The sequence below is a fragment of the Sphingomonas endolithica genome (genome assembly GCF_025231525.1).
Classification (GTDB): domain Bacteria; phylum Pseudomonadota; class Alphaproteobacteria; order Sphingomonadales; family Sphingomonadaceae; genus Sphingomonas; species Sphingomonas endolithica.
Genome location: NZ_CP103057.1, coordinates 371,063 through 386,245, shown reverse-complemented (window position 1 = coordinate 386,245; position 15,183 = coordinate 371,063). Strand labels below are relative to the sequence as shown.

Annotated in this window: 13 protein-coding genes and 1 pseudogene; 8 read left to right on the top strand and 6 right to left on the bottom strand. The window is 59.9% G+C overall.

Translation table 11 applies throughout. The features are described from left to right. Window positions 1–41: 41 nt before the first annotated feature. Window positions 42–2,426 (bottom strand): putative bifunctional diguanylate cyclase/phosphodiesterase, encoded by a 2,385-nt coding sequence (locus tag NV382_RS01955; RefSeq protein WP_260598876.1) that lies wholly within the window; start codon window positions 2,424–2,426, stop codon window positions 42–44. Window positions 2,427–2,430: 4 nt separating this feature from the next. Continuing rightward, on the bottom strand, window positions 2,431–4,095 hold the full coding sequence (locus NV382_RS01950) for a ShlB/FhaC/HecB family hemolysin secretion/activation protein (RefSeq protein WP_260598875.1): 1,665 nt from the start codon (window positions 4,093–4,095) through the stop codon (window positions 2,431–2,433). A gap of 178 nt (window positions 4,096–4,273) precedes the next feature. Between NV382_RS01950 and NV382_RS01945 the strand changes: the two genes are divergently transcribed. Both NV382_RS01945 and NV382_RS01940 read left to right on the top strand, forming a co-directional pair. Further along, window positions 4,274–6,358 (top strand): FecR family protein, encoded by a 2,085-nt coding sequence (locus NV382_RS01945; protein WP_260598874.1) that lies wholly within the window; start codon window positions 4,274–4,276, stop codon window positions 6,356–6,358. Window positions 6,359–6,485: 127 nt separating this feature from the next. After that, window positions 6,486–8,708, top strand: coding sequence for a putative bifunctional diguanylate cyclase/phosphodiesterase (locus NV382_RS01940; RefSeq protein ID WP_260598873.1), 2,223 nt, complete (start codon window positions 6,486–6,488; stop codon window positions 8,706–8,708). Between the two features lie 71 nt (window positions 8,709–8,779). Here NV382_RS01940 and NV382_RS01935 read toward each other — a convergent pair whose 3' ends face one another. Beyond that, entirely contained in the window at window positions 8,780–8,911 is a 132-nt protein-coding gene (locus tag NV382_RS01935) for a hypothetical protein (protein WP_260598872.1), read from the bottom strand. A gap of 177 nt (window positions 8,912–9,088) precedes the next feature. Here NV382_RS01935 and NV382_RS01930 point away from each other — a divergent pair. Both NV382_RS01930 and NV382_RS01925 read left to right on the top strand, forming a co-directional pair. Further along, window positions 9,089–9,715 (top strand): annotated as a pseudogene (locus NV382_RS01930) (SOS response-associated peptidase). A gap of 130 nt (window positions 9,716–9,845) precedes the next feature. Continuing rightward, window positions 9,846–10,658 carry a hypothetical protein gene (locus tag NV382_RS01925; RefSeq protein WP_260598871.1) on the top strand — a complete coding sequence of 271 codons (813 nt, stop codon included), beginning with the start codon at window positions 9,846–9,848 and terminating at the stop codon, window positions 10,656–10,658. Between the two features lie 40 nt (window positions 10,659–10,698). Here the strand turns inward: NV382_RS01925 and NV382_RS01920 are convergent, their stop codons facing one another. From NV382_RS01920 to NV382_RS01910, 3 genes are read right to left on the bottom strand one after another with little or no spacing between them, the layout of a single operon-like run. Then, window positions 10,699–11,967: a Y-family DNA polymerase gene (locus NV382_RS01920; RefSeq protein ID WP_260598870.1), complete on the bottom strand. Its 1,269-nt coding sequence runs from the start codon at window positions 11,965–11,967 to the stop codon at window positions 10,699–10,701. Next, window positions 11,964–12,392, bottom strand: coding sequence for a LexA family protein (locus NV382_RS01915; RefSeq protein ID WP_260598869.1), 429 nt, complete (start codon window positions 12,390–12,392; stop codon window positions 11,964–11,966). The genes NV382_RS01920 and NV382_RS01915 overlap by 4 nt, the downstream gene beginning before the upstream one ends. Before the next feature lie 49 nt (window positions 12,393–12,441). Continuing rightward, window positions 12,442–12,645 carry a hypothetical protein gene (locus NV382_RS01910; RefSeq protein ID WP_260598868.1) on the bottom strand — a complete coding sequence of 68 codons (204 nt, stop codon included), beginning with the start codon at window positions 12,643–12,645 and terminating at the stop codon, window positions 12,442–12,444. A 375-nt stretch (window positions 12,646–13,020) separates the two neighbouring features. On the opposite strand from NV382_RS01910, the gene NV382_RS01905 reads away from it, so the two are divergent. From NV382_RS01905 to NV382_RS01890, 4 genes are all read left to right on the top strand, one after another. Further along, window positions 13,021–13,173 (top strand): hypothetical protein, encoded by a 153-nt coding sequence (locus tag NV382_RS01905; RefSeq protein ID WP_260598867.1) that lies wholly within the window; start codon window positions 13,021–13,023, stop codon window positions 13,171–13,173. 340 nt (window positions 13,174–13,513) lie between these two features. Beyond that, complete coding sequence (locus tag NV382_RS01900) at window positions 13,514–13,636, top strand: hypothetical protein (protein WP_260598866.1); 123 nt, start codon at window positions 13,514–13,516, stop codon at window positions 13,634–13,636. Beyond that, the gene (locus NV382_RS01895; RefSeq protein WP_260598865.1) at window positions 13,633–13,875 is read left to right on the top strand and encodes a hypothetical protein; all 243 of its coding nucleotides are present in this window, start codon (window positions 13,633–13,635) and stop codon (window positions 13,873–13,875) included. The genes NV382_RS01900 and NV382_RS01895 overlap by 4 nt, the downstream gene beginning before the upstream one ends. Window positions 13,876–14,223: 348 nt before the next feature. Next, complete coding sequence (locus tag NV382_RS01890; protein WP_260598864.1) at window positions 14,224–14,901, top strand: PEPxxWA-CTERM sorting domain-containing protein; 678 nt, start codon at window positions 14,224–14,226, stop codon at window positions 14,899–14,901. Window positions 14,902–15,183 lie beyond the last annotated feature (282 nt).

Sequence of the window (15,183 nt, the reverse complement as noted above, 5' to 3'; positions counted from 1 at the left end):
GCTACTGGCGGCACTATGGGATGGGGAGTGCCGCTAGGGAGCTATCCGGCCTGTCGCCGCAAGTGGTGCGCAGCTACTTCAGCGGAGGCGTTAGAGTACGGATCCGCCCCGTCCGCTGAGCCCCCCTGAGCAGCTTCAAGAAGGCCGATCAGGTCGCCAAGCGGTACTGGACGACTGATGAGATACCCCTGAATAAGGTCGCAATCAGACGCCGCGAGGAATTCGCGGCAGGCGACGTCCTCCACGCCCTCTGCAACGACCTTCAAGCCCAGATCATGTGCCAGCTTGATGGTGGAGCGAACGAGCACCGCGTCGTTATGGTTCTGGTGCGCAAATTGAACGAAGCTCCGATCGATCTTCAATTCGTTCAGCGGCAGTTGCTGAAGATATGTGAGGGTCGACTGTCCGGTACCATAGTCGTCCAGAGACACCGCAACCCCCAAGTCGCGATAGCGGCGCAGTGCGGCGATCGCAGCAGCCGGATCCGACATGGTAGCAGACTCAGTGACTTCGAAGATCAGCGAAGTTGTCGGCGCGTCGAATGATGCGAGGGCGCGTTCAATTTCGGCATTAAACGATTGAGACGATAGCAGTTTAGCGGAAATGTTTATCGCCGCCGCGACATTGTGTCCGCGCCCGCGCCAGACTTGAAGGTCTGCTAACACTCGCTTCAAGACGTAGATCGTTAATGGCGCAATGCGGTCGGTCTGCTCGGCGAGGGGAATGAAAAGATCGGGGCCGATAAAGCCTCGTATCGGGTGCTTCCATCGCACCAGCGCCTCCACACTGGTGATGCGCTGCTCCTTCAGGTTTAGCTTCGGCTGATAATAGACGTCTATCTCGCCGGCGGAAATGGCTTGGTCGAGCTCACCCATAAGCGATATCGAGCGTTCCACATCCGCAAGGTCTGTAGTCGCAAGACGCCAGAAGGTGCCCTCAACCTGTGCTTGGTCAGCTGCCATTGCCGCATCTGCGAGCAAGCGGTCCAAGCCTTGACGAGCGCCTTGCGCCACGCCGATCGTCGTGGTGACGTCCACCCTGCGGCCCGCGACTTCTACTGGTTGGATGAGGATTGCTCGCAGGCAACTCATCGAGTCTTCGATCGGCTGCTCTGCCGATAGCGAGACCCCAAGCTGACGATTGCTGATGCGGTAAACCCGCGCGTCTTCACTGGATAGGCGGAGGCGCTCTGCCAGACGGACAACTACGTCGCTTGCCGCTTGAGACCCAAGGACTGCGTGGAGACTCTCGTAATTCCCGATCTCCGCTATCGCAACGGCAATGGCCCGCTGATCGTCAACAGAGTATTGCCAGGCGCGGCGATTGGGTAGGTTCGTCGCATCGTCAGTGGTGCGCTGGAGATCGAACCGGCGCAGTACATCGCGGCCGAGACAAGCGGCCGACGCTGTTCCGATTGCCATCAGCGCAGCCGCTATTGGGTAGACCACCTGGAACGCGTGTTGAGCAAGCAACGCCACGCTGATCAACACCGCAGCGCCAAGGGCCGAGATGAGCATAATCCGCCCTGTGGAACGTTGGCGCACGATCAAGCCGGCGAGCATCAGGGCAAGCACAATCGCTACTGCAACGCTGCCCCGTACGGGTATTCCGCGGATCAGCGTCTCCGCCGCCAGCGCCTGCACGATCACACCGGGCAGCACTCCCCAGCTGGGCGTGCCGTACCGGTCCCCCATCTCAACTGCGGTCGCGCCGATCAAAACGTCGCGTCCGCGGACGAGCTTGGGGTCGAACTTGCCATCGCGCACCGCGACGAAGCTCAAGCGTGGAATAGTCTTGGGATCGATGGACATGTCGATGGGAAACAGCGCGTCAGCGACCCCCGATCTTCCTGCGATGTAGCTGGACAGCGACGGGCGAGGCACGCCGGCCGTCATTGTAGCGAAAGGCATGTCTCGGACCGAACCATCCAGATCAGGCGCTATGCTCACCGATACGAGGGCGGCATGTGGTCGAAGAAGCGGCAGCGGCAACGCGTCGATTGTTCGCACGTCATCCGCGCTGCGTTGCTGACCAAAGGTCGGCAAGGCCACCCGGCCGCCAGCATTTGAGATTGCAGCGGCAAATGCCCTGTCCCCAGCCGCGTCCGAGGTGGAAGAGAAATCGACGTCGAACACGATCGATCCCGCACCTGCACTGCTAAGGCGATCAACGACACGCGCGTAATTGTCGCGCGACCAAGGCCAACGCTTGATCGCGGCGGTGCTCGCAGCATCAAGCTCGACGACCACCACATTGCCACTTGCCTGCCGGCTGACCACTCCTGATCTAAGCCCGTCAAGCGAGCGGTCCGCAGCAGCGCCGAAGCGAGTTGCCGCCGTCGTAATACTCACGAACGCGGCGCCAAGGAGTATCAGGCCGGAAAAACGCTTCCGAATATTTCCCCATTTATTCAAATGGTTGTCCATTGTCTCAAATACTAACTGAGAGGCGCAGGGAGAGCCGCGAACGTCGATTGCCGGTATCGAAACGGTCGGCATTCATTGGTAACGCAAGCTCGATCATGCCGTCTAACCTGCCCTTCCCCATGCGAAGGCCACTTCCAGAGGAAAGCAAGGATCCGCCCCCAAACCCTCGACGCAGATTGCCCACGTAACCGCCATCCACGAAGCCGTAGATCTGCAATCGGTCGATCACGGTCGGTAGTACGCGGCCAAGGTCTGCGCGCACTTCCGCAGATCCCAGAATACCGCTGTCGCCGGTCCGCTCAGCATAGTCGTAGCCCCGCCCGAAGGCCGGGCCCCCTGCCCCGATCTCAGCTGATGCCAACAGCGGGCGAGAAGCAAGCTGCCCAGCGGAAGCCAGCACGACGCTGATCCGCTTGGTGACCTTACGCGACCAGTCGACGCTGTAGGTACCAGCTACGAAACGCGCGTCACCATCGCGGCGGGACAGCAAGGCATCTTCTTGATGGCTAGCGCCTGCAACTGGTAGCCCAGCTATAATCGCTAACTCGCTACGGACCACGCCGCCTGCCGCGCGGGCATTACCACCCAGTGTTCCGGTGAGCGTCGTGATCTTATCCCTCCGCAGCCTGGTCCCGAGAAGGGTCTGGCTGCTCGACAGGGTGCGAACCTCAAGATTGGCCCACAAACTGCGTGTTCGGCTACGCAAGATTGGCACTGAGTAGCCCATCGCCAGATCCCAGCTCGTGCCGATAACATCCAGCGGCTTCAACGAAGCTCCAGGATGCGCGCGGCCGTACGATCCCGATACCGTCACGGTCGACCCTGCCGAACCCAGTGGGCTGGTATAACGCCCACGCAGGAAGGCGAACTCCGATGGCTGAACAGGCGTCAACGCCGCGATCACACCAATTTCATCGCCTGAGCGTAACACGCCGCGGAGGTTGCCTAATATCGTTGACCGAATTGGGCCGACTTCTTTACTGCCACGGTTGTCGAGCTGAACGTACGCGCTCGCCCGATCCTGAGCGATGGTCACTAGCAGGATGCCGAAGCCATCTTGGCGAACGAACTTGGTATCCGTGACCGTGACGCCAGGAATGTCACTGACCAATCCGATCGCCCGCTCCAGCGTGTCCTTTCGAACCACTTGCCCCGCCAGCGCGGTTGTCAGAAGCTTGTCAGCGTAGGGGTTCGCTGTGCCGATCACACGAACGGCATCGATCCGGCCCAAGTCCAAGGCTACTCGCAACACGCCGGAAGCGATATCCTGAGAGCTGATCGAGGCGGTGGCAAAAGAGAAGCCACGGCTCCGTGCCTTGGCCGAAACTCGGCTCAACAGATCGGTGAAGTCCTGCGTTAGCAGTGGTTTACCAACGTAATCTACGATGATGTCCGCAAAGACCTGTGAGGGAATTGCACTCTCGGCGCCCCCAATTACGATAGCGGACGCGACGTGCGGCCCCGTCGGCGCTATCCCGATCCTTGTTTCCTGTGAAGACGGGGTCATGGTGGCGGGCGCTTGAGCCGGATCTACTTTCTCAGCGACATTCGGCAGCGCCTGTTCAGCGATTGTCGGGTCCGCTCGGTCCAGCCTTACCTGCCCAGCGGCATGCGAAGGCGAAAGCATCAGCCCCGCACCAACCAGCACTACATTCAAAAGCCGACGCATCTACTAGTCTCTCCGCACTACCTGGACGCGATAGGCTTTAAGCGTTTGCAAATAGTTATCTGGCTGATGTGCCTAAGATTCTGTTTACCGACCTGTTAAATCAATCGGAGAAGATACTCTGTCACAGGGCCCTGGATGGGCGACGCGAGAAATCAGTTTCGGCGCCGGAGAGTTCTGCATGCGCAAGCACCTTGTTTTTCTGTTCGGCGCAAGCTGTTCGACCGTGGCGATGGCTGAGCAGCCAGCCTGGACAATCAGCGAAACATCTGGCCCGGTGCAAATTTTCCGAAGCGGCATTGTTAAGACCGCCACCAGAGGCATCACCGTTGCAGCCGGCGATACGGTGAAAACCGGCCAAGGCGGACGTTTGGTGCTCGTGCGCGGGTCCGAGTACATGATGGTCGCGCCAGCCACGCAGTTGCGTCTTCCGCAAGCTCCGCCGCGCTCGGGCGTGACACAGGTGTTGGAGGATTTCGGCAACGTTGTCTTCATGATAAAAAAGAAACTTACCCCACATTTCGAGGTAAAAACTCCGTACCTGGCTGCCGTCGTGAAAGGCACCACCTTCTCGATCGGCGTGAACAGCAAGGGTTCTTCCGTCCAAGTGCTGGAAGGCGCTGTTGATGTCGCCACCATTGACGGCGGCGCTCACGATCTTGTCCGGCCCGGCGGGATCGCGCTGATCGGGGCCGGCGACCTCTATCGGCTGCAGATCGAAACCAATGGTGTGACAAAGACGCTTGTTTCGCCCGACGCGCCCAACACCCCTGCCCCGCCAGCACCTCCTTCGTCGGGGCCAACGCCAACAGCAGATAGAATAACGCCAACACCCGACACGAGCCCCGTGGCAAGCCAACAGACGGTCCTGCCGGCCGTATTCGAAGCTCCTGTGTCACTTTCCGAAACCACAAACGGCCTAGTCTCCGGAAGCATCGGCACACCAGTCGAGATCGCGGCCACGGCTGCTGACCTGCCAGAACTCGCCGTTGCCTCTCGCATGACGACGGAGGCTTCCACATCCGCGGTCAAATCTGTCACCAGCGCGCAGGCAGTAATCGCGGTGCAGGATACGCAGCAGGCAGCCGGCCAAGCCCTGGGGGATAGCGCCGCTGCTGCCCAGACGGCAGCAGCAGCTAAAACTCAGGCGGACAATGCCGCGCAAGAAGCAGCACTCGCGGCACAGCGCTCAGCGGACGATGCCGCGAAGGCAGCGTCCGACAAGACACAAAGAGATGCGGCCGAAGCTGCGGCAAAAGCGACGGCCGATGATGCCACTAAAGCCGCTGCCGCTGCTGCGGCGCAAGCAGCACGTGCTCAAGAGGAGAGCGCTGCCAAGGCGACCGCACAGGCCAACGCGGTTGCAGCCGCAGCAGCAGCGCAACGGGCAGCCGAGGCTGCAGCGAGTGCTGCTACAGACAGTGCTGCTGAAGAAGCAGCCAAAGCTGCGTCTGACGCTTCCACCGCCGCCGCCCTTGCCGCCGCCAGAGCATCGGAGGATGCTGCTGCTGCGGAAGTTGCGCGAGCCAATCAGGCCGCGCTTAACGCAGTTGCGCAAGCCGCAGCGGAGAAGGCTGCTCGCGATGCAGCAAAGGCAGCGGAAGATGCCCGATCGAGCACAGATGCCGGCGTGATTGCAGCCGCAGACAAGGCCGCCAAGGACGCAGCGAAAGCGGCGCAGGACGCAGATAAGGCAGCCCGCGAAGCTGCGAAGGCAGACAGCGACAAGGCAGCTAAGGAAGCAGCAAACGCGTCTGCCCGTGCGGCGGCCGAAGCGTCTAAGGCAGCTGAGAAAGCTGCAAGAGAAGCAGCCGATAAGTCGAACAGGGATGCGGATAAGGCCGCAAAGGATGCAGCTAGAGAGGCAGAGAAGGCTGCAAGGGATGCCGCTAAGGCATCTGAGGATGCTGCACGAGCCGCGGCCGAGCAGGCGAACAAGGAAGCAGCCAAAGTAGCGTTGGACAGAGAAGCTGACCGTGCCGCTAAGGACGCAGCGAAGGCCGCCGACGAAGCAGCCAAGGCGGCCTCCGATAAGGATTCCAAGGACGCCGAGCGGGCCGCGAAACAAGCAGCGGATGATGCTGCAAGGGCTGCTGCAGAAGCGGCGAAGCAACAGGACAAGGCCGCTAAGGACGCGCAGAAGAGCGCGGAGGATGCCGCGAAGGCTGCTCAGAAAGCGGTCGAGGACGCTGACAAGGCTGCGAAAAAGGCGACCGACGACGGGTCAAAGGCCGTCGAAGATGCCCTGAAAAAAGGGCCTAAGTGACCGACGCAAGTGCTACCAGGATGACGAACTGCTTAACGCAGATCACGTCCTGGTAGGTCGGCTGGCGTAAGAACGGCGTAGTTGCCCCCTATAACGCCGTTAGTAGTAAGCCGGATGGGCAACAATCATGTCGAAGCGCGAGCGCGCGCTCCTTGGAACGACTTGGACCGACCGCCCACCCCGGAAAGCCTTCTTCTATAACGTTACAGTAAGGCTTTCCGGCCAGACGGGCGCAGAGGAGAATTCTGTGCGACTATCGATATCGGCGCGGGTTTCGATGGCGTGTGCGCTGGTCATCCTGCTGTCCATGATGCTGCTCGCGATCGGCCTCTCAGTCGCTAATGAAATCCACTACGCAAATCAGCGGGTCACCCTTCTTAGCCAGGCGCTTCAAACCGAAGACCAGCATGATCAGGCGCAACGGAACCTGCGCCTGAACGTCGGCGAAGCCACGCGCGATGCTGAGCACGGTGCGCCGGTTTCAGCATCGCGCTGGGCTGGGCTCTGGCAGCAGGCAGCGGACTTCGAGCGCCTATCCTCATCCATGACCACATTGTGCCTAAGGTCGGAAGCAGGCACTGCATCGATTGCAATCCGAGAGACCCGGCGAGCCGCTGTCGCTTTTGTCCACCAATCCAGAAGCCTAATAAGCACCGCGCGCACTAACCCTGCCCGACTAAAAGCTGCAATGCCGCAGTTCCTTTCTTCCTTGAGGAAGTTGGAGACGAGCCGCAGCAGTGCACGGGAGCTACTCGCGACCGAAATCGGTCTCGCTGCCGAACGGAACGGGAGAGAGAGCCGGCAGAACATCATAGCAGTACTTTTGGGCGGCTTCGCCATTGTGGCGCTCATATTCGCGATGACGATCTGGCTGCGCCGGCAATTACTGATCCCCATAACCGTGATCGCTGAGCGCCTCCGTGAGTTCAAACTCGGCGGAGGCGATGGTGAGGTACCCGGGCTAAAGCGAGCGGATGAACTCGGAGATCTTGCGCGTGGGCTGTTCGCCTATCACGCCGCCGTCAACGATCGTCGGGCTGCCGAACGGCGAGCCGAGTTTCTTGCTCATCACGATATGCTGACCGGCTTAGCCAACCGTCTGCTCTTTGAAAGCCGGCTTGCGCACGAACTCTCGCGCAGCGAACGAACGGGTGACACAGTGGCTGTCTTGGCAATAGACCTTGATGGCTTCAAAGCGATCAACGATCAACTGGGCCATGCCGGAGGTGACCGGGCGCTCAAGCAAGCGGCGGAACTTCTGTCGGGCTGTGTACGCAGCGATGATCTCGTAGCTCGTATCGGCGGCGACGAGTTCGCCATTATCCAGGTCGCTCATGCGCAGCCTGCGGCAGCTGAAGCGCTGATCGCCCGCGTCTTTAAAGCGCTCAGCGCTTCGACCGACGAAATACACATTCAGATGAGCATTGGAGTAGCTTTGTCTGAACCGAAGCAAACTGGCGAGGAGTTACACGAGCTAGCCGACTTGGCCCTATATCGCGCCAAGGCCGACGGCAGGAACACTGCGCGCTTTTTCAACGAGCACCTTAAACAGGAGGAGAGTGTCCGGCGCCGGCTCGCGCGAGATCTGGAGGAAGCGTTCTCGACGAAGCAGTTGCACTTGGCATACCAGCCGATCGCAAACGCAGCATCAATGACGATCGTAGGATACGAAGCACTGCTCCGCTGGGATCACCCAACCTTGGGCGAAATCCCACCCCACATCTTTATTCCAGTGGCAGAGGCCACGGGCTTGATACCCTCGATCGGATCCTGGGTCATTGATCAGGCTCTCGCAGAGGCCTCGACTTGGGATCAATCCCTGTCACTGGCGATCAATCTTTCCCCGCTACAGTTTCGATCGAACGGTTTGGCCGCTGAGATAGTGAATGCAGCCCATGCCTGGGACGTGCCACTCAGCCGTCTGGAGCTAGAGGTCACAGAAAGCGCGACGCTTCTGGGTCAACAACGAGGCAACGTACTAAGAACGCTAAGCACCCTTCAGGCCGTCGGCGTCCGAATTGTCATGGATGACTTCGGAACTGGCCACTCTTCTTTAAGGAACCTGAAGGACTTTAGCTTTGACAAGCTCAAGCTGGATCGAAGCTTCATCGCCGAGATGCTCGATCAGCCGTCCTCCGCCTCCATCGTCAAGGCAACCATCGGCCTCGGAAAAAGCTTAGGACTGACTATCGTAGCCGAAGGAGTAGAATCAGAAGGCCAGCTGGAGAGGCTACGCCAATGGGGCTGCAATCAAGTACAAGGCTACTATATAGGACACCCGGCTAAATTTGGCGCTGCAACAATTCGTACAATGCCTAAATACGATTTAGCCGACCGTCAGTACCATTAACGCAGAGAGAGCTTGCCCGAAATCACGAACAGGCCAAGATTTAATGGCTATTGAGTAGGGCTTACATCAACTCAGCTACCGAGTTGCTGCCCCGGCGGTAGCACGAGCGTATGCTCCAGTTCCTCCTCCTGAATCAGCAGCAACCAATCGCCCTCGAAGCCCGCTAGATCGTGTGGCAAGGTCTGTTCAACATGATTCGTCATGCCGGGATAATAGGGGAACGCCGATGCCGAGGCCAATACACGAATGACACGCGCTGGGGAGAAGCTGCACGCCGTCGAGAGGCGTGAACCAACGTTCGGGCGGCGGGCGCTTTATGGCGCGCTAATCACGCTCGCGGGACTTGCCGTCGCGGTGCCACTCTTCGGCTTCTTCTCGTAATGTGCAACCGGGCCCGTATGCTCGGCGAGGCGGAGACGATCATCGAGCACTTCAAAGCCGGGTGGATCACTGGCAAGCCGATGGATAACCGGTTTGATCCCGTCGAGCTGCGTCCCACGGAACGGGCGTATGTCATCCGCCAGCATGAGGGTAAACGCGGCCTAGACGTTATGCCCTGGGACGTGCTGGGTGGCGCCGCGAGATGGACGATGACGAACGTCCGCAACCTGACGTTGCCGCAATGGAAGGGGCTGGCTTCGAAACCGAAGCAGCGCTGCCTCGTGCCGCTGACGTAATTTTGTGAATGGACGCCGGAGAGACACGACCTGCAAGACGGCAAGAAGCCGCTTAAGGGCGAGATGTGGTTTCAGGTTATCGATCAGCCGATGTTCGCTGTTGCCGGATTCTGGCAGCGCACGAAGGAAGGCTCCGGTTTCACGATGGTGACCTGCGATGCGAACGCGCTCGTCGCGCCGATTCACCCGAAGGCAATGATCACGGTCCTGCATCCTGACGATCACGAGCGATGGCTGACTGGCAGCTATGATGACGTGAGAGGGCTGCAATGCCCATATCCCGCGGCGCAGATGACGGTGCGGGGGCCAGTGTTTCCGACGCGAGGGTGATTGGTTTGAAAGGGAGAGTGCGCGACTGTCGATTTGAGGCAAGCCTGTTATGCGTGTAGTTATTGATACCAATCGGATGCGTAAGCCTGAGCTTATGGCCTACTTAATGCTTAGCCCTAACAATAGGGCTGTGATCAGCGACTTTGCATCGGTTGAGAGCTACAAGGCGGAAAGCGTTGACAGCGTAATCGAGCACTTCAAAGTCGTTGCGTCTTTTCCGCGTCAGATTATTATATTGTTGGGCACCCAACTAATCGGGACCTTAGATCCGAACGACGGACCGGTTTCTGATCGGATGATCGACTTAGAGCAAACCTCGCAATTTCCGTCGTTCAGCATCGCGATGGCAATGGCCCACCATGGCGATCCCGGGATTATTGCTCAAATTGTAGAGCGTCGGCAGTGGGCGCAAGACCACCTGAGTGTGATGGCAGATCGAGTAGATAGCCGCGAGACGATGGCTACCGTGCGCAAACTCTTCAGTCCTGATCAATGGAAGACGTTCGCTCGCGGCGAGCCTTTTACGACCACAATGCAGGGTCTCTTCCACGCTGCGATCCTAACGACGGCGGAGGCATTTGCTACCGGCCATCCATCGGGATTGGCTCTGCCGACTGCGCCAGCGCTTCACGATCATTTCGTATTCCGCCTAGCCCTGTGCCATGTCATCCACTTGATCGATATGGCAGGGGGCGGAACCGTCACTCGAAATGCAAAACAGGCGCTGAATGATCGTGTTGACGTATTCCACGCTGCATATGCGACGTACTTCAATGGCCTGATGACCAGCGACGAGCGCGCGGCGCGGACCCATATTCATGCTAGGAAGGCCCTTCGGTCGCTCGGGGCGACGTTGGCCGAGGACTATGCCGATTCAATGCAGGGAATGGTTGTCGACCTCATCAATGATCGGCGTGCTAAAGCAGGAATGCCCCTCCTATAGCCGCGATGATCGCGAGCCTGTCAGATTAGCCTCCTGTAACTTAAGCCCGGACTATCGGCACCTCAGCGATGCTCGTCGTCCACGCCGGCGAGCGCATCTCCGATCGCAACTTCCACTCGCGCCTGAACCCCTGTGACGCCGTGACCGCCGTCCACTTGCCAAACCGCCCGTTGATCTCGTCCAGCGCGCCCATCAACCGGTCCCGCTTGCCCGTATCATCCTCAAACAACGTCCGCGGTCGCATATCTTCAGCAACCAGGTCGTCGAGCATGATGCCGGCCTTGGTGTACGCGTAGCCGTCACGCCAAGCCCGTTCAGCCGCTCGCCGCGCCGCTGCAATCAGCTCTAGGGTATCGCTAGTCATAGGGTGCAGCGACACCGTCCGTGATCCGCCATATTGCGGCCGCTCAGGCTTGTGCCGGTTGGTGTGGAAGAACGCCGTCAGCCGCGCCGCCACAAGCCCGTGATTACGCAACTTCTCGCCAGCCCGCATGGCATATTGGCTGAGCGCGCCCATCATGCCGTCGAGCGTCGTCACCGGCGCGCCGAACGATCTCGTCACCGCCATGCCCTTCCGCTGGGGCCCGACCGTCTCAACGGCATTAGAGGGCACGCCACGTAGTTCGGCCACCAACCGTTCAAGCACCACCGTGCCTACCGCCCGCGCCTGCTTCATTGGCATGTCGCGCAAGCCGCCGGCCGTTGCGATGCCAAGGCCCTTCAGCTTGAGCGCGGTCGCGCTGCCGACCCCCCACACGTCCTCGACCGGGAAGGCGTGCATCACCAGCCGTCGGATGTCGTCGCCACGTAGATCAGCGACGCCGTCGAACCGCGGGTCCTTCTTCGCCGCGGCATTGGCCAGCTTCGCCAGCGTCTTCGTTCCGGCAATGCCTACGCAGGTTGGAATGGTCGTCCACAAGCGCACCTGGTCGCGCATAGCGTGGGCGTGTGCCACCAAGTCCCGGTCCTCAAACCCGCCAAGATCAAGGAACGTCTCGTCGATCGAGTATATCTCGCTGTCACGGGCGAACGCGGCACAAGCCGCGACTACCCGGCGCTGCATGTCGCCATACAGGGTGTAGTTCGACGATAGGACGCGAATGCTGTGCTCGCGCACCTTGTCGCGCAGATGGTGGATCGGATCGCCCATCTTGATCCCCAGCGCCTTCGCTTCAGCTGACCTGGCTATGGCGCACCCGTCGTTGTTCGACAGGACGATCACCGGCACACCGATTAGGCTGGAGTCGAACGCCCGCTCGCACGAGACATAGTAGTTATTGCAGTCGATCAGCGCGATCGGGGCGCTCATGCCATCTTGCGGGCCACGCCGACGACGACGCCCCAGATCTCCACATCCTCGTCGACCAGGATCTGCGCGAAGCCCTCTGCTTCGGGCACGAGCCAGTGGCGGCCATCGACGAATTGCAGGCGCTTCAAGGTTCGGTCACCGTGAACCAGCGCAACGACAATGGCGCCCGATCGAGGTCTCTTGGCCCGATTCACGACGATCAGGTCGCCGTCGTTGATGCCGGCACCAGCCATCGACACGCCATCCACTCGCATGATGTAGCTGGCAGCGGGATGCTCGACCAGCCAAGCACCGAGATCGATCGGCTCCTCCATGTCGTCTTGGGCAGGTGAGGGGAAGCCCGCCGGGGTTCGGCAGAGGAATAGCGGCACCTCGCGCGGCACCAGCTCGTATGGGATCTCGTGGAGCTTCAGGCCATTCGACAAGCGAACGTGTGCTGGGCGGGTCAGTCGGCGGCCATTAAGCGGGTCCACCCTAGAGGATCGACGCGAATAGGAGCTGATCGTGCTGTGCACCGAGAGCGCTTCGTGCTTCCTGGGCAGCGCCGACAGCCTGGCGATAATGCACCGTGCCGAACCGCTCTGCTTCATCGAAGCGCACAGGCGCCCATTCCTCAGTTGGATAGCAGGCATCGTAAATCGCGCGCGCAGCCGCGCGCAGTTGCAGATCGTGCTGCATGTAATCCTCCAGCAATGTCCTATCACCGCGTCGGCGGCGTGCCCCAGCTACGCGCATCGCCGTCCGGTTCGCAAGAACATTGCAGGAACAGGCGAGCGGTGCGAAGGGAGCGCGGTGGATCAAAAAGGGCAATCCAATGAATGACAACGCACCCGATTCGGAGCCAACGGTAGCGTTCGGGCGATGGCTACTCGATCAACGAGACCGAGGTGACTGGGTCGATGGCCTAGCCGACGCCGCGCGGGCCGATCGCACGTTCCCAAAGAACGGTGACCCGGAAGCGGTGCGATCGCACCTGCGTAGGCAGCAGGCGGATGGCGACACCTTTCAGGCCGTGGAAGACGCCGAGAACGATTGGCAAAGCCAGGAACCGCGATGATCGACAACCAGCGGAAGAATACAAGGCGTTGGTTAAAGGTCGCAATTGGCGCCCTGGCTGTGACGATCGTCGGGGTGCTGGTCGCCAACCACCTGCAGATCCAACTAATCAGTAACGTAACCAACTGGATTGCAGGCTTGGCTGGCTAGCTCGGCTACGTCGCTCGATCTCCCCTAGAGCCAAAGTTGCGGCTTTAATCCGCATCGTCAATCCCGTAGGCGGTCGGGATGAGCAACCGAGGAAATAAACGCCCAAGCGCAGCCGCGAAGATCATCTTCGCGTTGATCGTAGCGACGGCACTCTATTTCGCTTGGATGGGCCTTCGGGCTGTCCGGAAAGAGCCACACGTGCCGGTGAAGGGAAGCCAAGCGTTGCCCGCGCGTGCTGCTAGCATGAACCCAAACCAACCCGCACCGTAACGAGCGAAGTCGAGGTTGAAGATAGATGGACGGACGGAACTACCGGAACTGGACCGATGACGAGGTTGCGATGCTTCGTGTGCTTCTTGCCGAGGGATCGACAATCGAGGATGTCGCGGACGAACTGGGGCGAACTTTGATCGGCGTAAAATACAAGGCGCGGGCACTCGACATACCGATTGACGCGCGGTGAGCGACAGCATTCCGACCCCTTCGACGCCGCGCGACATCCTGGCCGAGATCCTCACCGGCGCAGCTGGTAGCAAGGCGGCCAAGTGGCGGAAGGCGGTTGGCGAGGTCGAGAAACTGTCCCTCGCGTTCAACATCCGAACGAACTGGGCGATACACCCGACCGGCAGCCCTGCCGATCTGGCGGCGATCGACAAGGCCGCAGAGGTGGTGCGCGCTGCGCACCCCTATGTCGCCGGGTGAGGCTCGGCACAGTTAGACACGATCAGCTCGCCTGCACGCGTTCCTGACCCACCGCTCGCCGTAGCGATCGTGTAAGTCGTCTCGACATCGATCATGTGGAAGCGCCCCAACACGTCGCGCGCGGCTGGCGTGGCGTTGATCAGCCTCTGATCTGGCCGCAATTAAGAGCAACAGAAGATGCCCCAAAACGGGACACTTGAACCCCTTTTTACCATCCATTGGCAAATCGTGCGAAAAAGGGACGGCGCCACAACTCAGCTTGTTGACCGCTAATCGGGCCCGGCGTACCGAAAAGATTAACAGCAGGTTAATTGCCAAGTTGGCTCACGGTAGGATAGGGAAACTTTAATGAAGAAAATGATGGCAACCGCGCTGGTCGGTGCTCTAACGCTTAGCGCAGCCCCAGCCTATGCGGGTACGTTTCTGGTCGAGGTGGGCACGAACCTAGGCAGCCCGAATGGCACAGGCAGCGGTGTGGATCAGCCCAAGTTCCGCGTGACTAACACCACCGCTGGATCTGACACAACACCGTATCTCACCAGCCTTGCACTTACGCTCGATGGTGGCTCGATCTACAACATCACGAACATCGACAACTTTGGTGGTGGCTCCATCAACGGCGGCACCGATAATTCACCAGGTGTCGGAACGCCTTCGGAGACGCTGCTTCCTTCCAAGGCGGCGACGCTGACCTACGGGGCGACTAACTTCGATCCAGGCGCCTACTCTGCATTCCGCGTGAACTTCGGCACCACTGCCAACCCAAGTGCCAGCGTCGATTTCCGCAACGTTCTGTTCAATGGCGCCAATACGCTGACGGGCACGTTCAGCGATGGATCGATCGGTCGCGTTAACTTCAGCGGTAGCACCACCGCTGACCCGGCCTCCTTCTCCTTCAACTCCGTCGCTGCTACCGGCGCCGTCCCTGAGCCAGCCACGTGGGCTATGATGATCCTCGGCATGGGTGCAGTTGGCTTTGCCATGCGTCGTCGCAGTGCAGTCAAGACGACCGTCAGCTACGCATAAGCATCACTTCGTCACGCGATAGAGAAGCCGCTGGCCGAAAGGCTGGCGGCTTTTTTGCTATTCGGGTTGGAGTACCGGGAACACTCTTTGATAGGTGTTGCCATGCCGGGGCAGCAACGCGCGCAATCCCCTGACGTAGGTAAATCGCTTCCGGCACAGCAACGGGCTCTGCTACCACGATCGTTGCTACTTTCAACCAACATCGCGTTTCGTGAAAAGCAGGCCGCTTAGCCTATAGCTCCGTGCACTGTTACTCGGAGGCTAGAACAGGAACGTTGCATA